Genomic DNA, 24,506 nt, shown 5'->3' with positions numbered 1-24,506 from the left:
CAATTATTACCGATTTTAATTGACTAAAACAAAGGTTTGAAACTAGTAAAATTGTTATAGCAAGTAGCTTTTTCATATTGTGGGCAACGTTGTTGTAAAAGATTAGTTGCGTGATTTAAGCCTCTAATTTAGTAAATAAATCACGGATAGAAAGTCCGCTAGTCCCAACGCTTCGGGATTCGTAAGTAGGCTTTTGCTAGCAATTTTTTTTACACGGTGTTGGCAAATCGTTTTTTACTTATTGATTAATCTAATATTTGCAATTTCCTTTTTGTCTATTTTTTTAGTCCTTGTGCAAGTATCTGTATATAGAATGTTTTGTGTTTTCTACTATTTTCTTTTAGCTCATTTGTAGCCCAAGTATCTTTAAATGCATAAATAAGATATTCTTCACCTTTTTCGAAATAAAAACTACAATCTCCACCACCACTTCCAGTATAAATGACTTGATTTTTTTTTCTTCTTTTACCTTTAAATATTTCTATAATTTCTAAAGTAATTTTTGACCATACTCTTCCTTTGAAAATATCTAACTTATCACGAATTTTAGAAGTCTGTATTGTAGTTTTTTTTCCATCTGCTTTAAGGATTTGTAGAAATTCAATTGAAATAATTTTCCCTGTTAAAACATAGTCAGCATTTTCAAATTCCTTTTCAATGGATTTTATATAACTGCATTCACAAGCAAATGCATTTACTGATGTAAGAACCAAAAGAGTGAGTAAAAATCTCTGTATATTCATAATTAAGTGTTTAATTTTTGTTCAACATATTTCAGGATTTTGCATTTCCTCAAGTGTTTACTACGTGTTTAAGCACCTAATTTAGCATTATTTTTATACATTGTTTGCAACAGTTACCTTCTTCATATTCCAAGTACCTGTTACATTTAATGTTATTAATCCGAAAAACTTTTTACCAATCGGCATCATCCAATTCCCTTCAAAAGAATTTGTTGTTTTATTGAAAATTCCATCATATTGAATTTTAGGTCCTTTGTTTAAAGAATCAATTTCTATCGTATTATTTTCGACAATAATGTGATTAGTTCGGTACTGTTTGGTAAAATTAATTTTTAACCCTTTAATTTTTCCATTAATATCAGCAGGTTCAGGATTTATTCCGAATCCACTAACGTCGGTAGATATTCCAGAGATTGTATTTTTTATCTGAGATAATTCAGAATTGTAAATTATTTCTTTTCCTGAATTCTCTCCATATTCTTTACCTAACTTTATTACACCTTCCCATTTTCCATTTAAATCAATTTCCATTAAGTTTAGTTTTAATTACTAACAACGTTGTTGTATATGGTTAGTTGCGTGTTTAAACACCTAATTTAGCAAATAATTACCGACCGAGAAAGTCCGCTAGTCCCGACGCTTCGGGATTCGTAAGTAGGCTTTTGCTAGCAATTTTTTTTACACGGTGTTGGCAAATGTTTTTATTTGTTACTAAAAATTTATTCTCCTAATAATTAAGGTTCAGAATTCAGTAACTAGCAAAAGTTATTTTTCTTTTTCAAGTATTTCGGATATTACTTTTTTTGATTTCAAAGTTTTATTCAATTCTGCATCTAGCGCTGTTAAACAAAAGTATAAAGAAAAATTAGTATCATATGTAGGAAGTCCGATTAATTTTTCAGCCCAAAGTTCGTCATTTTGAATAGTCTTATATTCATTTTTTAAATTATTATAAAAAAGTTTAAGATCTTTATATTTTAACCATTCAGGGAGTACATATAATTTAGTTTTTTTGTGAAAATGATATCTGATAAATGTTTCCTTTTTAGTCGATTTTCCAAAAAATAACCAAAAATAAATAGAAAGACATAGAAGTATTAAAGCTGGTATCATTAACCATTGCCATTCACTATTATTAATATTGTTTAATCCTGCGATAATAGCAAAAACAGCTGGAATTGTAACTATTAATCTAATATAGGAAGCAATCAAACTCATTTTATTTGGTTTTATTTCTATTCCTTTTCTTCCACTTCCCTCTAAGCCAGTCACTAATAATGTATTTGTTCTGTATATTGGTAGAATAAAACAAAAAGCTTTTGTTTCTATATATTGTCCGTTTTGACTTTTTATTTGTCCAGTAAAAACTGTTCCTATTATCATCTTGTATTTTTTTTAATATTTGCTAACTAGTCAGTAACCGCAATTTATTGCGTTTATTCCGCCAATATGGGTGTATAAACGCACATTTAGTTTGCCAGTTTTTTTTGTTACTTAATTTTCCTACAATGTAAAACTATTTTTTGTACTACAATTACAGAAATGCGAAATGGGTGTTTTTTAAACTTATATTAACCGTTATTTTGTTTCTTGACGTGTTAAACAAAGCTAATGTTATGCATCATTTATGTTGTTTAAAAACGATAACCAACTCTCAAATGTAAATTCAAAGCAACTTCGTCTTCATTTTCTAAATATCCAACGCTTTTAGCAAAAATATATCTGTAGCCAATTCCAATTCCTGTTTCGTATGTAAAATGACTTCCAAAGTTCCTTTTAATTCCCCATGTTGGGATTATGGAAATTTGATCGGCTACTTCTACATTGTCATAATTTGAGATAACAAACCAATTAGGATTATAACTTGTCTGTAGCGTTAAAAAGTTTCCGCTATTGCCACTAATGTTTTTTGATTTTGCTAAACGCTTGTTAAGATTGTAATACCAACGCGGTTCTAACCTAATCACTGGTGTTATTAAATACCCATTTTCAGAATAAAAACTTCCTCCCCAAATTCCAGCATCCATTCCAATTTCTGTCCTTAAAGCAATTGAATTAGATAATTTTGTCTCTTTATGAGCCCAAATCCCTAAAGTTCCTGTTTGTATGCCGTATGTAGATTGGGCTACACTTGGGGTTTGTGATTTAGCAATTAAAGCAAATCCACAAAATAGTAAGGTTAATAAGATCTTTATCATTCAGTTTTATTTTTTATCTTTTAAATCCAAATCAAAAAGGTTTGGCTGACTTTATAAAAATACACTAAACTTTGGTTTAGACATCAAACCCGTATTAATTATAGCTTTTGTTGTGGTGCGTTTTTTATTATAGTATCAGATATTTATAATAACCAAAGAATTCCCTAAATAGAGAGTAAAAGTCTCTAATTTCAAAATAGTTCGGAGAAACTGCTGATATGTTTTTAATGCCTAATTTTCTAAAAGCTAGTTTACATCTAGTGATATGATAGAATTGAGTTACGATTATAACAGATTTAGAGTTTGGCTTAAGTTTTTTAAAGTTCATTGCCGTAAGCCAAGAATTATTGCCATAATCATCTATAATAATATTCTGTTTTTTAACTCCATTCTCAACTAGGAATTCTGCCATTTTTTGAGCTTCATAAAATCCCTCTTTACCTAAACCACCGCTTACGACAATTTTTTTCACCAAAGAGTCATTATATAATTCTAAACCTTTTAAAACTCTAGCTTTAAGTCTTTTTGATAATGTTCCGTCATTATTAATTTTATTCCCAAGAATAACGGCATATTCGCTTTTATTTGGTTTTGATATTAATCCATCTGTTATGATTATTATTTGATGGATAATAAACCATAGAAAAATAGTCGTTATAATAAATCGGTTTTTTTTCATTTTTTTAAATGCACCACAACGTTGTTGTAAAAGATTAGTTGCGTGTTTTAATCACTAAAGTTAGCAAATAAATCACGGATAGAAAGTCCGCTAGTCCCAACGCTTCGGGATTCGTAAGTAGGCGAGAAGCCAGCAATAAATTATATACGTTGTTGCCACCAGTTTTTTAATCGTATTTCGTTTTTTTCTTAAAATCAGATTCTTTAAAATTCCTTTCAATAAAGTTGTATCCTAAATCATATGTTATTGATTTTTGGTTTTTGAATGAAAACTTGAATAATTTTCCATCAGATTCAATTTTATCTAGTTCATACTGGTGTTTTCTTTTTTCGTTTGGGTCAGCTCCCCAATATGTGTAGTTACCTCTAAAGCCGATATTGTATTTAGAATTAAGTTTTGTGTTAACTATTTTAGAGTTTTTTATTTCTGTCCATAAAAAGAAGCTTTCTGATTTTTCTAATCGTAATATTTTTGAATCTTTTTCGAAAGTGTAATAATGTAGTTTTGGGTAAAATGGTTCGTCATTTGCTAAATTATCCAGTTCAATTTGTGTGTATAAATTTTGAATAGGAACATAAGCCCAAATTAATTCTTTTGGACCTGCTTTGCCATAATCGTGAATCGTTTTAATTATTTGTCCATTTTTAACAAATGTTGTTATAATACTTTCATCATCTGTATGTCCAACTGCGTAATCACTTTTTAAACTGTCAATATTTGCTTTTGCAAACTTTGAGAATATGTAATCAGTCTTAATACTATCAATTAAGGATTCGTAAAATCCTAATGGTTTTACATAACCTTCTCCTTGAAAATATATTTTGTTTTTATTATTTATTGAAATATCAATTATTGGGCAAAAACCATAACAACCAGAACTTGAAAATATAATTTGGTCAAATGAGTTATCTTTTCTTTCCTTTATTCTTTGAAGTTTTATAAGGCTTGTGTCATTGTTCGTAAGAATTAAATTGTCTGCCAATTGTTCCTTAATTTTCCATTTGAACTCCCAATTTTTATTAAATGGGTTTAAGATAAAAATACTATCGTTTTTAACTTTATAATCAGTAAATGTTCCTTTGTAATTCAGTTGTCGGTTTCCTGTAACCGAATCTTGGTCGTATCTTTTGAATCCATTAAACAGTTCAATTTTATCATCTGTAAATCCAATACCAAAAGGTCTGTTAAAACCTGGTGGTCGTGGCGATAAAAAATCATCAGAATTATTTTTTTCTATTTTGCTCCATTCTCCAATTAGGTTCTTTTCAGAATTTTTATTGTCGGTTTTACATCCCGAAGCCAATAGAATAAAAAACAGGTATATGAATTTCAATTTCGTCATTTTTTGTAATTGGTGGTAACGTTTAGGCTATGGTTAGTACGGAAATTAAAAGTAGTAAACTTTCAATTAAGCGCTTAGCCATCCCGACGCTTCGGGATAAAAATTTGACGGACTCTATAAAAATACACTAAACTTTGGTTTAGACACCAAACCCGTATTAATTATAGCTTTTGTTATCTACTTTTGATTTATTTTCCATTCGCCATTTTCATAATCAAAAAGGTTTTCTTTCCTATTTATTATTTGTGTTACGTAGCTTTTATAAGTTACTTTATCAAATGCCCATAATGAACACCAACGTTTAAATCTTTTTTTATCTTTTTCCCTTATTTCTTTGAAAAACCATTGTACATCCTCGACAAATAAAGTATTCAGTTTATCGTATTCTTCTTCCTTTAAATAAACTTGAAGTTTCTCGAAAGTTTTTAATTTTCCTATTACAGTATCAGATAAATAATTGATTTCTTCAATTGAATACTTTTCAATTAAGTTCTCTTTGGATTTATGAAATTTTTTATTTTGGTAAATGTATCCATCAGTTAGAAGTGTGTCAACTTTTCCATTGTTGTTATAAACAAGAATTCTATGTGTACTTGTATTTTCTTCTATTTTAACATGAATAGATTTATTTAAATCAGCGATAAAACCTTCTTTGAAATTATCTTGCATCTCTATATTTTCCTCTAGATATCTAGAAGTAACTTCAATTTTTTCAATTTTAGAGGACTTAAAGGTTAATTTATTTTGAATACTACAAGACAAAAAAGATAAGAGATAAAGGATATATGTTAATTTTCTCATGAGATGTGTTTTTATTCTGTCTAACGTTTTTGTATCGTTTTAAAAATCAGTTGTTAATGATTTTGTTTGTCAATCGTATTTTTCTTCTTTTTTCAACTGATTAAACGTTAGCTTCAAGTGATTATTTATTTTTTCCACAAAAGGTGGAATTGTAGATAACCTTTAGGCTATGTTTAGTACAGGAATTAAAAGTAGTGAACTTTCGATTAAGCCCTAAGCCATCCCGACGCTTCGGGATTTATTTTGTTTTATCTTTTCGTTTTTAAAGCCAAATCAAAAGATTTGGCGGACTTAGTTAAAAGCTCTAAACTTTGGGCTAAGCACCAAAACCCGAATTAATTATACACATTGTTGGCAACTGGGTTTACACGTTTCACGTCTGAAGTTTTTATATATCCAGCAGATATAGTTTTACCATCATAATATACTTTTAACCATTCGCTATCTGTTTGTTCTAAATATGCAATATCTCCTTTGATTAGAAAAGCTTTTCTTTTAGATTCATTAGTTTTTTCGTTGTGAAAAAATGTTTTGTCAGTAGTTACTACAACTTGAGATAATAAAGATTTAATTTCAAATTCTGAGATATAATTATTATTCGAATTTAGAGATGCTTTTTTTAATTCCTTATATACTCTTAAAGGAAGTGTATTGTTTTTTCTAAATTGAACTTCTTCGGCTTTTCCAAAAGCTTTATAATTAAAAAAATCATAAAAAATTTCGTGAACATCATAATCTTTGTAAAAATTTTCATTTGATTCTATTTCATTCTGAGATATTATTTTATTACTATTATTTAAGTAACTTTTCTTTAAAATTCGGGTAAAAAAAAGTCCCTTATTTTTTAAAGAGTAGCTTTCAGTATTATTAGAATAAGTCATTTTTTTTTCAGAAAATCCTATTTCATATTTTCTAAATAAAATACTATCTGTATTATGATTTTTTAAAATTATATCTAAACATTTTTTACCATTAACAATTTTATAATATTCGTTAATATGCTCGTCTTTATCATTTTGTTCGTGTTCCAAGTAATAAGAAAAACTATTGGATATTCCTTGTATATAATTCAAATCAAATTTTTCTCTTGAAAAGTCTTTTTTATTTAATTCTATAAGGTTTTTAATAGGTTGTGATTCTTTTTTTTCTGTTTTACAAGACAATAAAACAGTTATAGAAATTAATAATACAATAAATTTATTCATATTTCTGTTTTTACCTTGTTGCCAACTATATATAAACTCAATTTATTGCGTTTATTTCGCCAATATGGGTGTGTAAACGCACATTTGGCTTTCTAGTTTGTTTTAGTTGTTAAATTTTCCTACAATGTAAAACTATTTTTTGTACTGCAATTACGGAAATGTGTAATTGGACAATTTTTTAGTATAGTTGGTTGTCATTTTTTAATTTTAATACCAAAACGGCATCAAGACGCTCCTTTTGTTAATTTCTTTCTACACCAACCTTAAAAAGAACCACCAATAAAAACCTATTTTTGTTTTTAGTTATGAAAGTATGTATTGCAGAAAAACCAAGTGTTGCCCGTGAAATTGCCGCTGTATTAGGAGCTAATACAAAGTGCGATGGCTATTATGAGGGCAATGGCTATGCGGTAACCTATACTTTTGGTCATTTATGTACCTTATTTGAACCTAACGACTATAAACCACATTGGAAAAGTTGGGACTTAAACAACCTGCCAATGCTGCCCAATAAGTTTAAAACTAAGGTGGTAGACAATGCCGGAATTCAGAAACAATTTGGCATTGTAAAAAAATTATTTGACAAAGCTTCTTTGGTTATTAATTGTGGTGATGCTGGGCAAGAAGGAGAATTAATACAACGCTGGGTTATAGACCAGGCTGCGTACAAAGGAGAGGTGCAACGCTTATGGATATCGTCTTTAACTACAGAGGCCATAAAAGAGGGGTTTACTAAACTACAACCTTCTGCACAATATGATAATTTATACTACGCAGGTTTTTCTAGAGCTATTGGAGATTGGCTTTTAGGGATGAATGCTACACGTTTGTACACGGTTAAACACGGTGGGTACAAGCAAATGCTATCGGTTGGGCGCGTACAAACACCTACTTTGGCAATGATTGTGAGTCGTTACCTAGAAATTGAAAATTTTAAGCCGCAAGCATACTGGGAGCTTCAAACCTTGTATCGTGATACCTTGTTTAATTGTGAGGAAGGTCGATTTTTAAAGAAAGAGGAAGGAGAGGCTTTTGCTAAAAAAGTGCAAGAAAACGATTTTGAAATTGCATCTATCACCAAGAAAAAAGGAAAAGAATATGCGCCTAAGTTGTTCGATCTTACGGGGCTACAGGTGTATTGCAATACTAAGTTTGGATTTTCGGCAGATGAGACCTTAAAAATAGTACAGAAATTATACGAGCAAAAAGTGGTAACCTACCCAAGAGTAGATACTACTTTTTTACCTAATGATGTGTACCCAAAAGTAGCCGGAATTTTAAAAAAGCTAACCAAGTACCAAAAATTAACTGCTACTGTTTTAGCGGGTAAAATAAGAAAATCTACCAAGGTTTTTAATGATAAAAAAGTAACAGACCACCACGCTATTATACCTACAGGTGTAGAAATGAACCTGCAATACAGTCAGCAACAGGTGTATGATATTATTACCAAACGTTTTATTGCTGTTTTTTATCCAGATTGTGAGGTGGCTAATACAACCGTTGTAGGTAAGGCAGATACAGTGTCTTTTAAAACTACCGGAAAAGAAATTTTAGAAAAAGGCTGGCGTGTAGTTTTTGAAAATCCTGATGCCAAGAACAAACCAGAAAAAGGCATTTTGCCAACATTTGTAAAGGGTGAAAAAGGGGAACATGAACCTTCGTTTTTAGAAAAGGAAACCAAGCCACCAAATCAGTTTACAGAGGCTACTCTATTACGTGCAATGGAAACCGCAGGTAAGCAGGTAGACGATGATGAAATGCGAGAGTTGATGAAGGAAAACGGTATTGGAAGACCGTCTACCAGAGCAAATATTATAGAAACACTTTTTAGACGTAAATACATAGAGCGTAAAAAAAAGCAGTTGTTGCCAACGCAAACAGGCATACAGCTTATAGCGATTATAAAAAACAAATTGTTGACTTCTGCCGAGCTTACGGGTATGTGGGAGAAACAATTAAAAGAAATTGAAAGTGGTAATTACCACGCTGGTGTTTTTATAAAGAACATGAAGCAAATGATTGATGATTTGGTGTACGAAGTGCGTACAGAAAAAGCGGAAGTTAAAATTTCGCATGTAACAGCAAAAGCAGTAGCTCCAAAACCTAAAGTAGAAAAGAAAACGGCAGCAATGCAGGGTAAAACTTGCCCTAAATGCCAACAAGGTCAACTTTTAATGGGTAAAACTGCTTACGGTTGTAGTGCGTATAAAGCGGGTTGTACTTTGGTGTTGCCTTTTGTTTTTAAGGATAAAAAAATATCAGAAAAGCAATACATACGTTTGCTAGATAAAGGCTGTACAGTAAACTTAAAAGGTTTTAAAACAGATAGCGGAACCACAGAGGGCTTGTTACGTTTTAATGATGATTTTAGCTTGGTGTTAGAAGAAAAAAAGACCGTTGTAAAACAAGAACAACAACAAGAGGTTCCGGATCCAATGCCGTGCCCTGTTTGTACTACGGGAACTGTGCTAAAAGGTAAAACAGCTTATGGTTGTAGCAATTATAAAAATGGCTGTGGTTTTAAATATCCTTTTAGTGTTTTAAGAGAAAAAGCAGCAGATGTACCCTTAACCAAAGCATTGGTGTATACGTTGCTAAATGAAAAGTAAATACGTAGTCGTTTTTTGTTTGATAAAACTACAGTGTACCAAACATTTTTTAAGACTCTAAATTGACAGGGCAGAAGAGGTAAAGTAGCAATAGAATTGTGTTTTAATGATTTTTATCTTCAAGCTCTAGCAATGCTACATACGGATCTCCTTTTAAGCCTACTAATTTAGCAAAAGCGGGTTCGGTTTTTATGCCGTTAGATTTTAATTTTTATAGATAATACTATCTAAAACCCAGTATTTAGGTTTTCTGTTATCTCTATATTCATTTATTGCAATTATGCCTTTTTCTAAGCTATAGTAAAAATCGATAATATCCGAATTTTTTACTTCTAAAAGATTCTTATATGTAGTACCATTTATTATAATTTGCTCTTTATTTTTTGGTTGTGAATTTAAAATATAAGAATCTTCTGCGCTTTTTATATCAGTTATTAATCCAGTAGTACTGCCACCACCTCTATAAAAAGCCATACAATCATACTCTGTAAAGTCAAGCGCTTCCTTTAAGTTAAATTCTGTTTCCAGTTCAAAGAAAAAATCCTGAAGTACATCTGAGTTTGTTTCCAAAGATATCTCTTGATACTCCTTGGTAAATTTTAACGTAGTTTTTTTGTTCTCTGTTTCCACTGAAGGAATAGTCGTTTCCTTGGCCCTGTTGTAATTGCGAAAATTTACAATAGCGTAGGTTATTTTATTTCCTAAAGAATCTTTAAAAATTAGCTTATCCTCTTTATTTTGGTAAGGGAAAAGAGCTTTAGATTTTTCAGATATTTTAAAATCTTTTAAGCTTATTTCTGACTTGTTTTGCGGTTTACAAGAAACAATAGTAAGGAATAGTATAAAGAGGACTTTTATTTTCATACAACTGTTTATTAGAGGTTTAAGTGTGTTTTAATCAAAATATTCATTTCCGTTAGCATCTATATAGCCTGTTTTATTGTTGGTGGTTGTAAATTTAGCCAATCCGTTAGCAAAAGGTGCTACGTCTTTGTATGTAACTTCTGTAATGTTGTAATATCCAACTTTAGTGTTTTCCTGTACTTTTAAAACTCCGTTTGCATGGGTTACAGCATCAAAATAACGTACAGTGTTATTATATAAAACACCTTGCTTTTTGCCTTTACTAAGTAGTACAGCATTTAAGAATATTTCTGTAGCATAAAACATAGATTCGTTAGCATCAAACATTACTTTTTTTGTTCCATTTGGAAAATTAATTTTATCAATTCTCACAGCACTTATACTTCCAATTTCTTTGGCAGCAATGTTTTCTTCTCCATCATAGCCTACTAGCTCTGTTACAATATATGTATTGCCTCTTTTTATAATTTCATACGTATAATTTGGTACCGTACCACAAACTTCAATTTCTAAGTTGGCTTCTTCTACTTTAGTCCCTTCTTCATTAATGTAAAACATATTATTTTTTTCATCTAAAACTTGTAAAAAGCCGTTTAAACGAACAGCTATTTTTAGATTTTTAAAAATTACTTTTTCATCATTCTTATGTACCTCAAAAGTGTTTGTATTTATATTCTTATACAGTTTTAAGTTGGTTCCAAAAGCAGAAATTAACGAGTCTTTTTTTTGAGCAAAAGAACCCATTGTGCTTATGGTTAAAATAAAAATTAAAAGTTTTTTCATGTGTTGTTTTACGCAACTAAGCTAACAAATTAACGGGAGTAACCATTTCAAGACTCTTGTAACTTAATACATATACAGGTTTTTCTTTTTTAGAAGGGTTGGCTATTACAAATTCTATGGTGTTGTTTGTATACTTTTCAAAAATGATATTAGCTTTAGCGTTAGCTTCTTCTTCTGTAATTGTATTGGCTTCTAATTCCTTATTAAGAGCCTCTATTTTAGGATTCACATCTTTTTCATCTACAATAAACTGCTCCAGCGCAATATTTTTTTTAGCTAAAATTTTAGCAGATTTATTTGCGATTATAACACCGCCAATCTGCCATTCTTTTTGTCCTTGGCCATTAGTTTCAAAAACAATATAGCCAACAGTACCAGTTATGGAATATACAGGTGTATTGCGGTCTAAATTAATTTTATATAGTTTTTTTAAAGTGTCTATTTCTTTTCCGGTTACCACTCTATCATGGCTTAAGTTTTCTAAAATACTGGCTTGTGTTCTTTTTATATCGCCTTTGTTTTGGTAATAGTTAATAACACTAATTATACCTACAACAAGCATAATAGCAAATAAGATTAATTTAATGTAGCCCATAATTTTTGGTGGTTTTTTTGGTTTTTAAAAAGCACTAATAGTCGTACTTAATAATTGGTTTTTATCTGTATGTTAGGCACACTAATTTTTGGTGTTGTGGGCACATTACAGTAGTAACTAACGCATTTTTAATAGAATAGTTGTGTGGTAAATTAGAAATTTAGGGAATGTTACTCCGTAGCCTTTATTTTTTTTGCAGCGTCGGATGCTATTATTAATCCGGCAGCCATCATAATAATATCTTTTAAAACTAGCCTCCCTGCTCCAGAAAGGTATGGGAACCCGTAGTGAGGAGTAGGCATATCTCCGCCTAAATTAGGGACATAAACCTCTGGAGTGGTGATTAAGAAAGTTAACGTAACAATAGACATTCCAAAAGTTAATAAACCTCCCCAAAGACCAATTTTAGGGAACCAAATTCCCAATAGATTTAAAATTCCTATGATTACAATAACAGTTCCTAATCCATAAGAAAAAATATAGGTATTGTTTAATTTGTGCCAGTTTATATTCTCCTGTACCATTTTACCCTCAGGGTTTTTGTGGAGCTTATATTCTTGAACATATTCACCATCTATATTATAGCTTCCTTTAGAAGCGTTTTCATAAAAAAAACTCATAAAAGGACTATTTGTTACAAAAGGAACAATTCCGTCAGCTTCATATTGATAGGCTTTTAAACCACCAATCCAGGCCATTACAATAAATATAGCGACTCTAATAAAATTTGTAAAATGTAGTTGTTTGTGTATTAAAAAGGTAAGTAAGTTGTTCATAATTATGATTCTTTTAAAGAACAAAATTATGTATTGAAAAACGATTTAAGAATGGATAAAACAGGATTAATAATGGACTATTTTGCCACAATAGAAATTCCTACTTCTTCTCTAAAATGTGTTGGTGATAGTCCAACTTCTTTTTTAAAGTACCTGCTAAAATAAAATTCATCATCAAAGTTTAATTCTAGGGCAACCTCTTTTACCGTTTTGTGTGTTAAGTGTAGTAATTTTTTTGCTTCTAAAATAACACGCTCTTGTATTAGTTGTGTTGGTGTTTTTTTAAATCGATATTTTACTTTTTTACTGAAGGAAGATGGGGACATTGTTAGTTTATTGGCGTAGAAAGAAGGATTTCGTTCTTCACGAAAATGCAACTCTAGCATTTCTTGTAACATAAATAAGTCATTGTTGTTGCTTTTTAAACTGGGTGTAGATCCCAATTGATGATCTTTTTCATTACTGCAAATTGCTAAAATAAGTTGCAAGTAAGATTTAAGAACAGAGCTAGAAAACCGTTTGTTCACCTTAACTTCTTTTTCCATTTTAGTCAACAATTCCGATATTTCATCAAATACAACTGTGTCAAGTGTAATGTACGGTTGTAAATAAACATTGTTAAACAAAAGGCCATTACAGGCAACTTCGTCTTTGTGAAACTCAATGCAATAAAAGTCTCCATGAAACTGGAGTAATTTTACTTTTGAAGAAGTAGTATTATGCCATTTTAAGTTCTGATAAGGAGAAAGAAATAATATAGATTTTTCCTTTGTAATGTATTCTACAAAGTTGACAGAAAAATGGGAATCTTCTTCTAGTAAGAATATAGAGTATAAAGGAACATTATAATTTTCAGTAATTTTTTTTGCTTCCTTAAATTGTATTGAAAACATTTTCTTTTGTTTAAATTATTTAAAATTTATTCGGCATAGAAGCTATGTGTCTGTAATAAAGTTAAATGTATAAATTACAATTACGCTATTATAGGAAGTTTTGGTTATATACTATTTTTTAATGTAATTTGATGCTTATCAACTGTTTCAAAAATAATTTGATCTTCTTCTTTGTAAAAGGGAATATTGTTATGTAACAATCGTTCTTTAAAAATAGTTAAGTCTCCAATAAAATTTATACTTTTAAAACCGTTGTCTGGTGTTTTGTTTAGAGAAAAATCTGTTTCATTTTCGCTATTCCAATAGTACTGAATTTCAATAAATAAATTATTTTGTTGGTACATCCATTCTCTGTTTTCTAGTGCATCAATATCTGTACTTGGAGCTTGTAAATTTTTATCACCCAAAAAATATAATGTAAATCCTTTTCCTCGGTTTACATACATTCTAACAAATAATTTTAGATCTAAAACATCTTCAAAACACTTTATACTCTTTATAGGGTCTTTTGTCCTAATTGTAATTAGACCAAGTGTTGGGTTGTCTAATAATGGAGAACTAGTGTTGGGAGGGGTTTGTTTGGTGTTTTGTTTAAATGTTTTTTGGATAAACTCTATCTGATGATTTTCTAAATCAGCTGTGTGCGATAAATACCCAATAGCACCAAATTGAAATGGTTCTTTAATAGGTATATGATACTCTTTAATTTTTTTATAAACTCTTTGTATATCATCTACAAAAAGACTGTATTTCCAATAATTATCTGTTGCTGTTTCTTGGTATTTTATTTTTGTTAATTCTGGGGTATATTTTAATTGAAGGTAAAAAGGAGAATCGTTAAAGCCTAAATTGTAAAATGTAGAGCCACTTTTCACGTATTTTTCTTCTAGTCTAAAACCAAGTATATCAACGTAAAAGGATATTGTTTTTTCTGGTTCAAAAATTTGTAGTGTAAAACTGTGTAACTTCATATATACGTATTTTGGCTGCTTTTATAACTTATAAAAACAGCCTTTTTTTATAATTAATATTGTTTTAAAACTTTAAACTCATCATAGCTTAAAAGCCATTGGTCATTTACTTTCTCCCATTTTTCTTGGTATATTCTGCCCTCACCAATGTTCATACTCCATTGCGATGCTAAAAATACGCTTGTATTTGTAGTAACTTTAAATGTTGGGTTGTGGTAGGTTAGGTTGGTAGCACCATCGTGAATTAGTTTATCCCAAAAACTATAAATGCCCTGTTTGCCATTAATGTTCGCAAATGGAAGCGCATTTAATGTTGCGTCTTCTGTATAACCATTACCACAAATGTCACTTTTTTTAGTATTAAAACCATTTGTAAATGTCATAGACGCTTTTATTGCATCTTCTAAAATTAGATGACTCGCTATAGGGTTTGTATCATTTTCTTTAGGAGATGTAAACTGCTCCAAAAGTTTAAAGTCGTCATATGTTAATACCCATTTTCCGTTTTTATGTTCCCATTTTTCTTGGTAAATAATACCTTGACCAATATTCATACTCCAATTTGCAGATAAAAATGCGGTTGTTTCGTCTACAACTTCAATACTAACGTTAGTGTATATTATATTAGTAGCTCCAGATGTAATTAAGGATGTCCAAAATTCAGAAATTTCTTCTCTTCCTGTTTTTATGCCAAAAGGCATAGAACGCATTACGGTGTTATCATCATAAGCTTGTACGCAGGCTTCTACATTGCCTTTGTTAAAATTTGTTATCCACGCCTTACTGGCACTTAATACGTCCAATGCTATTGCATGATGTGCCGTTGGTGTATGTTCTGTAAAAGATTGTTTAACTAGTTTTTTTTCAGTTTTTTGCCCATAAGAAGCAACCGCCATTAATGTTGTAAGTATAATAATAGTTTTTTTACTTTTCATTTTGAATGTTTTAGAATTGTAGAACAAAGAAAAATGAATTAACGGGGTATTACCTGTGACATTTGTTACAACATTAGCTTTTATCTAAAATTTGTATTTCTTTTTGTCCAAGATGTAGTTTGTTATTTTTTTCAAGCGTTTTTAGGAGTCTAGAAATTACTTCTCTGGTTGTACCTAATTCTTTTGCTAATTGTTGATGCGATTTATTTACGGTTAAATTACTTGCTTCTGAAACGAGATAATCAAACAAGCGGTCTTTAAGAGGTTGAAATGCTAAAATTGAATACTGATTAATTAGGTAGTTGTAACTTTCTCTAAAGGTATTGGTCGTAAAGGTGTTCCACGATTTGTATTTAAAGTTCCAATCTTGCACAAACCGTACAGGAATATTTAAAATGGTACAGTTTTCTTCAGCAATTGCATTTACAGTACTTTTACAGTCTTCAAAACAAGCAGATAAGGATAAAGTACAAGTTTCCATATCACCTAAATAATAAATAAGAATTTCTCTATTTTCATTTTTTTGGTAGACTCTTACTTTTCCTTTTAAGACTATTTTTAATACTTTTATATATTGATCATATTTAATTATAAAATCGCCTTTTTTATGTGTTGTAATAGTAGCATTCTGCCTAAGTTCATCTTGTAGCTCTTCTTCTGTAATTTGTAATTGAGTTATGAAATCGTTTAGCATTTGAACTATATTTAAATTTGGGTATTTTAATTTTTTCTTAATTGATGTTCGCCTTGGACTAACTTCCAAATTCCTAAACCAAAAAGTAATATTGCTGGTATGCTTACTCTTCCTTTGGTAAGTAAAAAGATATTAATTACTATAGAAACAACTAGTAATACAATGCCTATTGTTGTGTTCTTTTTTCCTTTTTCTCTTAATTTATTTTTTACTTCATTTAAATAATGAGAGTCAACATTAAAGTTTTCTTTTAAATCATTATCTATTGTTTCTTTTGATTCTCCTTCAAGTTTTTTAGATTCAATATAGTTTAGAATTATATTTTCTTGAGACTGCTCTTTCTTTATAACATCAAACATATCTATGCCCATTGTATTCAGCTTAAATTTGATGTTTTCAATAGATTCTCCAGCTTCTAACTCTTCTTTAATATAATTTTCAGGATTAAAATTGTTTCTTAATTCTTGCTCGTTCTTTTGGTTTATAAGATGTTTGGTTATTTTAGAAACTTCCTCTAATTCATTACGCTTAATTAACTCCTCTTGTAGAATTACAATAGCTTCAGGTTTTAAACCGTCTATTTCTTTAGCAATACTTAATAGCTTGTCGGTAGAAAATACTGAATAATTTTTTCTTATTTCGTTTAAGTTAGACATTGTAATCGTAGGAATCAGTTATGGGTAAGCTCTCTTTTTTTGGTTAGATCTTTTTATTTTTTTACTGCAGCAGCGCTTTTTTTAGAACGGGCAGCATTTGCTTTTACAACTCTAGGTTTTTCTTCAGTAATTTTCTTTTTTAAGAAAGCGATGTATGCAGTAAAAATATCTTTATTTTTTTTTCCTTGGTGGCCTTCAATTCTATAAAATTCATCATTGGCATCATTTATTCTATTTTCTAGATACTCGCCAAAATAAATTCTTCTGCCACTTACTTTATCCTCTTTAGCAAGAGTAGATTTATTTTTAAACCATTCTTTTGCAAGCTTCTCTAAATAAATTTCTTTTAAATCGTTTGCTTGGGTAATTAACGGGTTGTTTTCTGTATTTACTATAGGTTTACTTCCAGGATTTTTTTTAATGATAATATCAATTCCTGATATTGGATCATTTCCGCCAATTTTGTTTTGAGAAAATGCGATAGTAGAAATTAAAATCAATGTTAATAGTACAGTTACTTTTTTCATAACAGGTATAGTTTAAGTTAATAGTTTTTTACTAATTCAATTTTAATGCCAGGATCTGCTTTTTAGATTGTGCTACGTTTACTTTTACAACTCTAGGTTTTTCTTCTGTATTTTTTTTAAGCTCATATATGTTTCGTTAAATATTATTCAGTGGTTTTAGTATTTAAAATTAACTTACCATAAAAAAACCAAGGTATTAATGTCATCCCAAGAGCATAGCTAGCCTCTTTATTGTGTTGCTTTGCTAGCTCTAGATGTATAAAATACTTAGGAATTATTCTAACAAAAGGAATTAATAGAAAAATAAGCCACCAGGTTGGTTTTTTAGAAATTTTTAGAAAGACTAAATCCTTTTTAATTGGTATTAAAGAATAAAAACCTTTTTTGTTATAGTTTAAGAATAAGACATACGAACTGTATACATATATAACAAACAACAACGAGATAGCAGGAGAGCTTATCATAAAAAATAAAATAGATCCTAGATTCATATTCTTAAAAGAAAAATAGGAAATAAAAGGGTTGTAAAAAGGAAGCGGTGAATGAACGCCCACACCAACAATACCGTCATTAGGATCGAATAAGGATGAAATTAGTCTATATATGTAATGAAAAACACTGCAAACAATAACAAAACAAATAAGGCAAATGAGTAACTCTTTAAAGGAATATTTAGTCTTTCTAATTTTAGAAATTAAAATAACTGGGCAGAAAGTAAAGAGTATAGTACAAATAACCTGGTACACATAATGTGATTCAAACTCCATTCTTCTAAAAAAAATAAGATCATTAAGCAAATAACTAAAATCATCAATAGAACCTACTATTAAGCCATAAAGTAACCCAATAACTAAAACTTTTTTTAGTTTTAGGTTAAAGAAAATATCTGTTTTAGTCACAAGAAAAGCTAAATAGGCTACAATAATAATAGTTGCAATTCTGATGTCAAAAAAGAATCCATTTCCATATTTTAGTTGAAAATAGGAATGTGAAAGCAAATTATATAGCGCTATTAGAAATACAATAATTAGACTGTATTTAGGTATGTTTTTGTTCATCATTTAAAGCTTTGTCTTTTTATTTAAAACGTTGTATTGTTTATAGATGTTGTTACTTATTGTTTTTTAATCGTAATACTCTATTCCTTTTCTGCTTACCCATCCTTTTTTACCATTAGGGTATTTAAACCTGGTGTAATATTCTATATAGTCACTTAAATATTCATATTTTGGAGTTAAACCAATATACGGGTAGTAGGTAACTAAATTATTTTTTTCTAAAAATAGGTGAGTTCCTTTTTTTGGGGTGATGTTTTTATAATTAAAAAGAATACTGTTTTTTTCTTCTTTTATGTCCCAAACCCCAAATGCATTTTTCTTTTTTACAATAATAAAATTGGGTTTTAGTGGCTTGTAAAAAGCGATATCGTACCAATAATCTTCAGCACTAATTTCTGATGTTTTATTATTAATAAACCTTACTTTTTTAAATTCTTTAGGTAGCTGTATAGTAGTGGTTGTAATATCTGATAGTAGGTAATAGCTTAATTTTTCTCTGTATTTATCTGCTTTAAATACTTTTTTTAATAAAAATAAATCTTCAATCCCTTTTTCACGAACAAGATTCTCTACTTCATTAAGTTTTAAATTTTTTTTATCCTGATCTGTACTTTTAAAATCTTCTTCTAGCATACTCATAGTCATAATAAATTGAGTAGAGTCATTAAAAATGTCAAGTTTCTTACGGCTTAGTTCTGTGTATTTTGATAGACTAAAAGATTTATGTAGGACTTTTAGAATTTTATTTTTATAAGAATAATAAGTTGTACTCGTATTGGGATCACTATCATTACCCCACATAGTCCTTTGCTTAGTAGGTTTATCATATTTTGCACCTAAAGTGTCTATAAAATACATCTTGTTTTTTGCGTCTATAACTTGATGATATGTGGTTGAATAGGGGTAAAATGACTTTATGTTTTCACATAGTAATTTCCCTTTTAAATTATATAATGATGTTTGGTCTGCGTTGTAAATGGCAGCTATACCGCCATTAATTTTAAGGGAGTCACAAACATTATCAATAATTTTTTCCCCATTCAGAGTAACGCCTATTTTGGCATTTAGGAGATCAAAACTAATATTTGGATTGTAATAATTAATGTCGCTAACTATTTCGTCATCAATTAAAATAAGAGCGTCTTTGTGCGCTTTCCTTATTTGGGTATATGTGTAATTCGTATTGTGATTCCAATCAACTTTATATTTTTTAGTATGCTGTTTTACAACCAAACCCTCGTAGTTTGTATCCAGTGCACCAGAGCTGCCAAAAAGAATAATTACAGGTATTTTATGAAGTACTTTAAATTTATAAGTACCTAAAGTTTTTTTCCCGGATGAGCTAATGGTGATGTAGTACTTGTTGTTTACAAAATAGATGTCATTTTCAGAATTGTTTAGATCTTCTTCTTGGGCTATAGTTGTATTTATAAGTTCGTTGGCGGTAAAACTAGTATCTATGTTCTTAAATAGAATATTGCCCTCAGAAATAGATTCTTCAACCTTTTTATAAACAGATTCTTGGTTTTGAGCAAGTATAGTTAAATGAAAAAGCAATAAAAAAAGCAAGAGTAATTTGTTCATTTTTAATATTTTTCTAGATGGCAGATAATGGTTAATGTCGTAAAAAAATAAACTTATATTCCAAATTTATGTGTAAACAGTAAGCCTCCATAATAGAAAAGAAATAAACAGTAGATAAGTTGAAAAGGGAAAGAAATAAAGAAGTGCCTCCACACTATTTTTTGCTTTACCATAATCAAGATACTTGCTGTTAAAGTAGCTAATTGAAGGATACAAAATACGGTGAATAATTCTGTTTCAAACTTTTTTGAGGTAAGTGGTGCGCAAATTGTTGTACCAATAAAAAGCAATAATAAGAGTACCGACGGCAATAAAATAGTAGTATTAAGTTTAAATATATATTTTACCATTAGCGTCATTGCAACCAATGGTAAGATAAAATAAATGATTTGGAGTAGAATTATATTCATTTTTATTTAGTTGAAATTATTGTTTATAAGTCCCAATTTGGTGAAATTTTATCTCAGTACTAAAAAATAAAATAGGTGTAAAGGGAAGTTTGTTCTTTATGTATAAATTTCTCTATTTTTTCTGATTAACATTACCCTTTCTATGGGGAAATGTAAATGCCAGATAACCGTGGTCTTCATCTATTAAGTTCTTAAATAATAGAATTACAGAACTTCTTATTTTGTTTAATCCTGTGTATTATTTTCAATAAAAACGTATTTCTCAGGTTCGGTATGTTCCCATATTTTTTCTCCAACAAGTACTTTATTACTTAGTTCTAACTTTAGGTTTTTTAAATAGGTGTACTTTATTTTTTCTGAATCAGAATATATTTTCACCTCATTGTTTTTTAATAAAGACCATTTAAACTGTCCTATCTCGGTTTCATTTACTTTATTACAAGAAGAAACATACTTTTCTAAAATTACTACCTTTTCTTTTTTAAATTTCAACTCCAAATATATTTGTTGCCCTGCGCAAGGGTTTGGCGTATCTGTTTCTTGACACATATAGCCAACTTTTGTAGAGAAACTTTTATTTATTAAGTCATTGGTGCTTTCTTGAGCTTTAACAGATAAAGTGACTAATAGTAAGAATGTAATATAATAGAGCTTCATAAATTTTTATCTAGATATAACATATGTAATTCTTTATTTTCAATTTGTAAAACCGAGCAAAATAAAGCCAAAACAGTAAAACTAATGGATTCAATAAAAATACACTAAACTTTAGGATAGGTACAAACAAACTAAGTTTTATATATTGTTATTTATTTCAATTTTACTATTTAATTACTAATTAGGCATTAAAAATAAAAATTGACTTAACTAGTTCAAATAAAATAACTTACTTTCATTTAGAATTCCAAAGAAAACATTTTGAAAAAAGAGCTTTACATTATAATTCTGATACTTTTTTGTCTCTTCTCTTGCAAAACAGAAACGTCTAAAACAAAGAATAAGTTGTCCGATAAAACAGAAATAGCACTAAAAAAAGAAGATTATAAGGTCTGTTTAGATGAAGTTTTTTTTGATGATGTGAGACTAGGTAATTACGGTCATATAATAAAAATAACTCCTGATACAGTAAGGCCTAAGAATGATATGGATTATAAGTTACTTTTGATTAGGGATAAAAAAATGGCAAATACGGGCAATCTAAAACTAAAAGACACAGTAGTTAACATTTTAATAAATAAAAAAGCAATTAAAAATTTATATAATCAAAACAAAATAGACACTATAAATATTGATAATTTTCATTTATTGAAAACTAATTACTCTTACAGTCGAGCGTCAGAAATTCATTTTGAAGTCTTTATGTACTCCGTAAAAGATTCATTGTTTTGTAATGCAGGCTATCATTTTGATTATGAAGATGGAGACTACAGGTTTACTATTTATAGAAATAAAGAAGATAAAATAAAGGCTTTTGAGAGATACAATAATTTTAAATGTAACTAACTTATATGGTATTGTAATGCCTTTTTATTCCTTTAGAAATGCGTTCATTTCGGTTGGTTGTGGGTATTTATTTTTTTGCCTTGCAATTACTATTATTTCTCCCAGATGAAATGATAAATGGGTACTCGAATCTTGAATGAGCTTTAGTTTTTCTTCTAATTTAAAATCAGACGAGTCAAGATGTTCTATTATATTTTCAAGTTGTTCTGTTTGCGCATTAAATTCACTTATTTTTATTTTCCATTGATTATGGTTTTTTGGTTTTGAAGCTGCTACCCAAGATTCAGATTCATTAAAATCAATTTTTTTGTTGATGTTTGTAAGTTTCTGTATTTGGAATTCACGATGTGTTATTAAGTGATTTAGAGTTTCCCAAATAGTTTTTGAATGTCCTTCAATTAGAATTCCGCCAATTTCAAACGGAATAGTTTCAAACACTTTGAACGTATCAAATGCATTTTTAAAAATATATTTGAAGTTAAGCCCGTTCATTTAGTTATTCGTTTTTTGGTATAATACTTATGGTTCTTTACAAGGATAGTTGCGTGTTTTAAGTAACTAATTGCCGACCAAGAAATTCCGCTAATTCCAACGCTGCGAGATTCGTAAGTATGCATAAACCAAGCAATTAATTTTAGGCGGTTTTGGCAATAGTATTTTTGTTTATGATATCGAATAATTTTTCAGCGTCAGGCACTGTTATGTGACTTAAATCAACCTCAATTTTATTTCCATATGTTTCTGTTATAATCAATTTTTTATCAGTTAATTGGGATGATTTTATTTCTTGGAATTTTATGTTTTTGCCAAAGAACGATTTTATCTTGATTAAGATTCCTCTTTTATTCCATTGAACGTAATTCTGATACCAAAACATTTGACTACTAATAGCGGCAATTATTAGATAGCCAATTGCGTTCAAATATTTATTTGTTTTTGAGTTAGTAAATTCAATAAAATCAAAAGCTCCATTAATTATTAGAAATAACCCAATGAACATTAGAGGTACTAAAACCCAACGCCCTTTTTTATTTAAATTTCCAAAATATATTCGTTTCATTTTTTATTCTTTTTGCTCATTTATTGGTAATTGTTGCTAACGTTTCGTATAAGAAACGTAGGGCAGGTGATAAGCACTTTTGTTTCCGTTTAAGGGATTAGCCCAATCTTTTTGTTTGTTTTTATTTTTTCACTTTAAAAGCCAAATCCAAAAGATTTGGCGGACTTTCTAAATATACTCAGACCTTAACTTAAAACCTAAAACCCGTATTAATTATATCCATTGTTGGCATTTCGTTTTTTACTTACAGTGAAATTTATCAGCATCTCCTTCTAAAAAGTCCCAAACGTCATTTCCAGAGTTATACCAGTATAAATCTTTAAATGAAATATATTCCAAATTAAAAGAATTGTCAGTAACATAATAGCAGTATGTATCATCCGACTCATTTATTTCATTTAAGTTATTTGGGTATCTATTGTTTAGACTTTTAAATTCTTCGATTTCTTGTATTAATTCTTCATTCTCTTTCTTTACATCTGAGCAGGAAAAAAGTCCGATTATCAGAATTATTAATATCGATTTTAAAATGTTTTTCATAATTCCCTCAAATGAATGCCAACTAGTTAATAAACCGCAATTAATTGCGGGTTTGTATACGACGATTTTCCGAGTACAAACAGGCCTTAGCAATGATTTATAGCCGTTGTTGTAAAACGTTTATTAGTTTAGATTTTTGGTGTTTCGTAGTGTTTTAGTTTTTAAGTCATATACTCCGAGATCCAATTTTCCTGAATTTATTTCATCTTCAAATGTCAACAATATTTCCGTGCTATTATTTATCCATTGATATTGTTTAACTTTCCTGTCAGATAGTCTAATAAGGTTTTTCCCATTCAAATCTGAGATGTAGACATAATGTTGATCTGAGGAATTAATTTCCCCATCTTCATTCGAATCTTCTGTAGCAATATAGAAAGAAAGATATTTAATTTCTTTAATTTCCTCATTCTTATTGCTGTAAGCGTTCGGTATATGCATACTCTTTATTGAAGCTTCATTTTTTAATAGTTTCCCTATTTCATCGAAATTTTTATCTAGAAATATCAAATTATAAGTGAAGGTTGGGACGGAATAGGGTAATTCAATTTCACGTTCGAGAATTGCATTATTACCCAAATCTTTATATTCAGCTACAATATAATTTTCCGAATTCGGAATCTTAATGACTGAAGAAAATCTTATTTTGTAGTCATTATTTTCTTCTATACTTTCCTTAACAATTGGGGTTTCATATTCAAGGAACTCATTACTATCTTTTTTGAATTTATCATTAACCAACTCAAAAAGCAGGAATATTAAAATTGGAAACAGTAATATTCCATTTATGACAATAAGAAGCCTGACAAATTTACTTTTCATAGTTTTTCTAAATGTTTTACAACGCCCTGCTAAACGTAGTTCGGCCTTGAGAACGAAGATACAAAAAGTGTAAGATAATAAGCTTTAGTTTCGCGCGGCCACGCGAGGCTAAAGCTTATTAGCCGTCTCGCTGAGCGATTTTTACAAAAAAAATTGATTAGTGAGTCACTTTATTGGATCGAGAGTTCGATGGGTCGTACCAAATTGCTTTTAGCTACTGATGTTACATCGTTTTCCCTAGATGGGCAGCAAAAG

At 29.5% G+C, this 24,506-nt stretch carries 28 protein-coding genes; 2 read left to right on the top strand and 26 right to left on the bottom strand.

Annotated elements, in window-relative coordinates; all coding sequences use genetic code 11:
- Window positions 1-275: 275 nt before the first annotated feature.
- The 8 genes from M4I21_RS17705 to M4I21_RS17670 form a co-directional block, all read right to left on the bottom strand.
- Window positions 276-743, bottom strand: coding sequence for a hypothetical protein (locus M4I21_RS17705; protein ID WP_249560575.1), 468 nt, complete (start codon window positions 741-743; stop codon window positions 276-278).
- Between the two features lie 93 nt (window positions 744-836).
- Window positions 837-1,274 (bottom strand): hypothetical protein, encoded by a 438-nt coding sequence (locus M4I21_RS17700; RefSeq protein ID WP_249560574.1) that lies wholly within the window; start codon window positions 1,272-1,274, stop codon window positions 837-839.
- A 234-nt stretch (window positions 1,275-1,508) separates the two neighbouring features.
- The gene (locus M4I21_RS17695) at window positions 1,509-2,126 is read right to left on the bottom strand and encodes a hypothetical protein (protein ID WP_249560573.1); all 618 of its coding nucleotides are present in this window, start codon (window positions 2,124-2,126) and stop codon (window positions 1,509-1,511) included.
- 251 nt (window positions 2,127-2,377) lie between these two features.
- Window positions 2,378-2,941, bottom strand: a complete 564-nt coding sequence (locus tag M4I21_RS17690; RefSeq protein WP_249560572.1) for a hypothetical protein — start codon at window positions 2,939-2,941, stop codon at window positions 2,378-2,380.
- A 127-nt stretch (window positions 2,942-3,068) separates the two neighbouring features.
- A complete protein-coding gene (locus M4I21_RS17685) occupies window positions 3,069-3,620 on the bottom strand; it encodes a YdcF family protein (RefSeq protein ID WP_249560571.1) in 552 nt (183 codons plus the stop codon).
- Between the two features lie 166 nt (window positions 3,621-3,786).
- On the bottom strand, window positions 3,787-4,953 hold the full coding sequence (locus M4I21_RS17680; protein ID WP_249560570.1) for a DUF6438 domain-containing protein: 1,167 nt from the start codon (window positions 4,951-4,953) through the stop codon (window positions 3,787-3,789).
- Between the two features lie 186 nt (window positions 4,954-5,139).
- Window positions 5,140-5,763 carry a hypothetical protein gene (locus M4I21_RS17675; protein WP_249560569.1) on the bottom strand — a complete coding sequence of 208 codons (624 nt, stop codon included), beginning with the start codon at window positions 5,761-5,763 and terminating at the stop codon, window positions 5,140-5,142.
- A 335-nt stretch (window positions 5,764-6,098) separates the two neighbouring features.
- A complete protein-coding gene (locus M4I21_RS17670; protein WP_249560568.1) occupies window positions 6,099-6,968 on the bottom strand; it encodes an SH3 domain-containing protein in 870 nt (289 codons plus the stop codon).
- Between the two features lie 305 nt (window positions 6,969-7,273).
- On the opposite strand from M4I21_RS17670, the gene M4I21_RS17665 reads away from it, so the two are divergent.
- Window positions 7,274-9,580: a DNA topoisomerase 3 gene (locus M4I21_RS17665; protein WP_249560567.1), complete on the top strand. Its 2,307-nt coding sequence runs from the start codon at window positions 7,274-7,276 to the stop codon at window positions 9,578-9,580.
- 103 nt (window positions 9,581-9,683) lie between these two features.
- Here M4I21_RS17665 and M4I21_RS17660 read toward each other — a convergent pair whose 3' ends face one another.
- The 14 genes from M4I21_RS17660 to M4I21_RS17595 form a co-directional block, all read right to left on the bottom strand.
- A complete protein-coding gene (locus M4I21_RS17660) occupies window positions 9,684-9,773 on the bottom strand; it encodes a DUF4269 domain-containing protein (RefSeq protein ID WP_349628913.1) in 90 nt (29 codons plus the stop codon).
- 11 nt (window positions 9,774-9,784) lie between these two features.
- Window positions 9,785-10,444 carry a hypothetical protein gene (locus tag M4I21_RS17655; protein WP_249560576.1) on the bottom strand — a complete coding sequence of 220 codons (660 nt, stop codon included), beginning with the start codon at window positions 10,442-10,444 and terminating at the stop codon, window positions 9,785-9,787.
- A 30-nt stretch (window positions 10,445-10,474) separates the two neighbouring features.
- Window positions 10,475-11,227 (bottom strand): hypothetical protein, encoded by a 753-nt coding sequence (locus tag M4I21_RS17650; protein ID WP_249560566.1) that lies wholly within the window; start codon window positions 11,225-11,227, stop codon window positions 10,475-10,477.
- A 16-nt stretch (window positions 11,228-11,243) separates the two neighbouring features.
- Window positions 11,244-11,822 carry a hypothetical protein gene (locus M4I21_RS17645; RefSeq protein ID WP_249560565.1) on the bottom strand — a complete coding sequence of 193 codons (579 nt, stop codon included), beginning with the start codon at window positions 11,820-11,822 and terminating at the stop codon, window positions 11,244-11,246.
- Window positions 11,823-11,992: 170 nt separating this feature from the next.
- Complete coding sequence (locus tag M4I21_RS17640; protein ID WP_249560564.1) at window positions 11,993-12,598, bottom strand: DUF417 family protein; 606 nt, start codon at window positions 12,596-12,598, stop codon at window positions 11,993-11,995.
- A gap of 77 nt (window positions 12,599-12,675) precedes the next feature.
- Window positions 12,676-13,491 (bottom strand): helix-turn-helix domain-containing protein, encoded by an 816-nt coding sequence (locus M4I21_RS17635; RefSeq protein ID WP_249560563.1) that lies wholly within the window; start codon window positions 13,489-13,491, stop codon window positions 12,676-12,678.
- Between the two features lie 104 nt (window positions 13,492-13,595).
- Window positions 13,596-14,462 (bottom strand): VOC family protein, encoded by an 867-nt coding sequence (locus tag M4I21_RS17630; RefSeq protein WP_249560562.1) that lies wholly within the window; start codon window positions 14,460-14,462, stop codon window positions 13,596-13,598.
- 53 nt (window positions 14,463-14,515) lie between these two features.
- Window positions 14,516-15,397: a Cif family virulence factor gene (locus M4I21_RS17625; protein WP_249560561.1), complete on the bottom strand. Its 882-nt coding sequence runs from the start codon at window positions 15,395-15,397 to the stop codon at window positions 14,516-14,518.
- Between the two features lie 73 nt (window positions 15,398-15,470).
- On the bottom strand, window positions 15,471-16,091 hold the full coding sequence (locus M4I21_RS17620; RefSeq protein WP_249560560.1) for a Crp/Fnr family transcriptional regulator: 621 nt from the start codon (window positions 16,089-16,091) through the stop codon (window positions 15,471-15,473).
- Window positions 16,092-16,117: 26 nt separating this feature from the next.
- Window positions 16,118-16,747: a hypothetical protein gene (locus tag M4I21_RS17615; protein WP_249560559.1), complete on the bottom strand. Its 630-nt coding sequence runs from the start codon at window positions 16,745-16,747 to the stop codon at window positions 16,118-16,120.
- A 53-nt stretch (window positions 16,748-16,800) separates the two neighbouring features.
- Window positions 16,801-17,274: a hypothetical protein gene (locus tag M4I21_RS17610; protein WP_249560558.1), complete on the bottom strand. Its 474-nt coding sequence runs from the start codon at window positions 17,272-17,274 to the stop codon at window positions 16,801-16,803.
- A gap of 143 nt (window positions 17,275-17,417) precedes the next feature.
- Window positions 17,418-18,335: a DUF5684 domain-containing protein gene (locus tag M4I21_RS17605; protein ID WP_249560557.1), complete on the bottom strand. Its 918-nt coding sequence runs from the start codon at window positions 18,333-18,335 to the stop codon at window positions 17,418-17,420.
- 63 nt (window positions 18,336-18,398) lie between these two features.
- On the bottom strand, window positions 18,399-19,916 hold the full coding sequence (locus M4I21_RS17600) for a hypothetical protein (protein ID WP_249560556.1): 1,518 nt from the start codon (window positions 19,914-19,916) through the stop codon (window positions 18,399-18,401).
- A gap of 635 nt (window positions 19,917-20,551) precedes the next feature.
- On the bottom strand, window positions 20,552-20,983 hold the full coding sequence (locus tag M4I21_RS17595; RefSeq protein WP_249560555.1) for a hypothetical protein: 432 nt from the start codon (window positions 20,981-20,983) through the stop codon (window positions 20,552-20,554).
- Between the two features lie 345 nt (window positions 20,984-21,328).
- Between M4I21_RS17595 and M4I21_RS17590 the strand changes: the two genes are divergently transcribed.
- Entirely contained in the window at window positions 21,329-21,829 is a 501-nt protein-coding gene (locus tag M4I21_RS17590) for a hypothetical protein (protein WP_249560554.1), read from the top strand.
- A gap of 24 nt (window positions 21,830-21,853) precedes the next feature.
- On the opposite strand, the gene M4I21_RS17585 is transcribed toward M4I21_RS17590, so the two are convergent.
- The 4 genes from M4I21_RS17585 to M4I21_RS17570 all read right to left on the bottom strand — a co-directional run bounded on the left by M4I21_RS17585 (window position 21,854) and on the right by M4I21_RS17570 (window position 24,251).
- The gene (locus M4I21_RS17585; RefSeq protein ID WP_249560553.1) at window positions 21,854-22,321 is read right to left on the bottom strand and encodes a DinB family protein; all 468 of its coding nucleotides are present in this window, start codon (window positions 22,319-22,321) and stop codon (window positions 21,854-21,856) included.
- Window positions 22,322-22,463: 142 nt separating this feature from the next.
- Window positions 22,464-22,889, bottom strand: coding sequence for a hypothetical protein (locus M4I21_RS17580; protein ID WP_249560552.1), 426 nt, complete (start codon window positions 22,887-22,889; stop codon window positions 22,464-22,466).
- Between the two features lie 240 nt (window positions 22,890-23,129).
- Complete coding sequence (locus M4I21_RS17575) at window positions 23,130-23,429, bottom strand: hypothetical protein (protein ID WP_249560551.1); 300 nt, start codon at window positions 23,427-23,429, stop codon at window positions 23,130-23,132.
- Window positions 23,430-23,552: 123 nt separating this feature from the next.
- Complete coding sequence (locus tag M4I21_RS17570) at window positions 23,553-24,251, bottom strand: hypothetical protein (protein WP_249560550.1); 699 nt, start codon at window positions 24,249-24,251, stop codon at window positions 23,553-23,555.
- Window positions 24,252-24,506: the final 255 nt, after the last annotated feature.

It is taken from the genome of Cellulophaga sp. 20_2_10 (assembly GCF_023476645.1).
In the GTDB taxonomy this organism is placed as follows: Bacteria; Bacteroidota; Bacteroidia; order Flavobacteriales; family Flavobacteriaceae; genus Cellulophaga.
Note: the sequence above shows the minus strand (reverse complement) of the source record. Positions and strands in the feature narration are given on the sequence as shown.

What these genes read in the sequence shown, in the direction of transcription:
- M4I21_RS17705 (WP_249560575.1), bottom strand. Translation starts at nt 743, where the DNA reads ATGAATATACAGAGATTTTTACTCACTCTTTTGGTTCTTACATCAGTA.
- M4I21_RS17700 (WP_249560574.1), bottom strand. Translation starts at nt 1,274, where the DNA reads ATGGAAATTGATTTAAATGGAAAATGGGAAGGTGTAATAAAGTTAGGT.
- M4I21_RS17695 (WP_249560573.1), bottom strand. Translation starts at nt 2,126, where the DNA reads ATGATAATAGGAACAGTTTTTACTGGACAAATAAAAAGTCAAAACGGA.
- M4I21_RS17690 (WP_249560572.1), bottom strand. Translation starts at nt 2,941, where the DNA reads ATGATAAAGATCTTATTAACCTTACTATTTTGTGGATTTGCTTTAATT.
- M4I21_RS17685 (WP_249560571.1), bottom strand. Translation starts at nt 3,620, where the DNA reads ATGAAAAAAAACCGATTTATTATAACGACTATTTTTCTATGGTTTATT.
- M4I21_RS17675 (WP_249560569.1), bottom strand. Translation starts at nt 5,763, where the DNA reads ATGAGAAAATTAACATATATCCTTTATCTCTTATCTTTTTTGTCTTGT.
- M4I21_RS17670 (WP_249560568.1), bottom strand. Translation starts at nt 6,968, where the DNA reads ATGAATAAATTTATTGTATTATTAATTTCTATAACTGTTTTATTGTCT.
- M4I21_RS17665 (WP_249560567.1), top strand. Translation starts at nt 7,274, where the DNA reads ATGAAAGTATGTATTGCAGAAAAACCAAGTGTTGCCCGTGAAATTGCC.
- M4I21_RS17655 (WP_249560576.1), bottom strand. Translation starts at nt 10,444, where the DNA reads ATGAAAATAAAAGTCCTCTTTATACTATTCCTTACTATTGTTTCTTGT.
- M4I21_RS17650 (WP_249560566.1), bottom strand. Translation starts at nt 11,227, where the DNA reads ATGAAAAAACTTTTAATTTTTATTTTAACCATAAGCACAATGGGTTCT.
- M4I21_RS17645 (WP_249560565.1), bottom strand. Translation starts at nt 11,822, where the DNA reads ATGGGCTACATTAAATTAATCTTATTTGCTATTATGCTTGTTGTAGGT.
- M4I21_RS17640 (WP_249560564.1), bottom strand. Translation starts at nt 12,598, where the DNA reads ATGAACAACTTACTTACCTTTTTAATACACAAACAACTACATTTTACA.
- M4I21_RS17635 (WP_249560563.1), bottom strand. Translation starts at nt 13,491, where the DNA reads ATGTTTTCAATACAATTTAAGGAAGCAAAAAAAATTACTGAAAATTAT.
- M4I21_RS17630 (WP_249560562.1), bottom strand. Translation starts at nt 14,462, where the DNA reads ATGAAGTTACACAGTTTTACACTACAAATTTTTGAACCAGAAAAAACA.
- M4I21_RS17625 (WP_249560561.1), bottom strand. Translation starts at nt 15,397, where the DNA reads ATGAAAAGTAAAAAAACTATTATTATACTTACAACATTAATGGCGGTT.
- M4I21_RS17620 (WP_249560560.1), bottom strand. Translation starts at nt 16,091, where the DNA reads ATGCTAAACGATTTCATAACTCAATTACAAATTACAGAAGAAGAGCTA.
- M4I21_RS17615 (WP_249560559.1), bottom strand. Translation starts at nt 16,747, where the DNA reads ATGTCTAACTTAAACGAAATAAGAAAAAATTATTCAGTATTTTCTACC.
- M4I21_RS17610 (WP_249560558.1), bottom strand. Translation starts at nt 17,274, where the DNA reads ATGAAAAAAGTAACTGTACTATTAACATTGATTTTAATTTCTACTATC.
- M4I21_RS17605 (WP_249560557.1), bottom strand. Translation starts at nt 18,335, where the DNA reads ATGATGAACAAAAACATACCTAAATACAGTCTAATTATTGTATTTCTA.
- M4I21_RS17600 (WP_249560556.1), bottom strand. Translation starts at nt 19,916, where the DNA reads ATGAACAAATTACTCTTGCTTTTTTTATTGCTTTTTCATTTAACTATA.
- M4I21_RS17595 (WP_249560555.1), bottom strand. Translation starts at nt 20,983, where the DNA reads ATGAAGCTCTATTATATTACATTCTTACTATTAGTCACTTTATCTGTT.
- M4I21_RS17585 (WP_249560553.1), bottom strand. Translation starts at nt 22,321, where the DNA reads ATGAACGGGCTTAACTTCAAATATATTTTTAAAAATGCATTTGATACG.
- M4I21_RS17580 (WP_249560552.1), bottom strand. Translation starts at nt 22,889, where the DNA reads ATGAAACGAATATATTTTGGAAATTTAAATAAAAAAGGGCGTTGGGTT.
- M4I21_RS17575 (WP_249560551.1), bottom strand. Translation starts at nt 23,429, where the DNA reads ATGAAAAACATTTTAAAATCGATATTAATAATTCTGATAATCGGACTT.
- M4I21_RS17570 (WP_249560550.1), bottom strand. Translation starts at nt 24,251, where the DNA reads ATGAAAAGTAAATTTGTCAGGCTTCTTATTGTCATAAATGGAATATTA.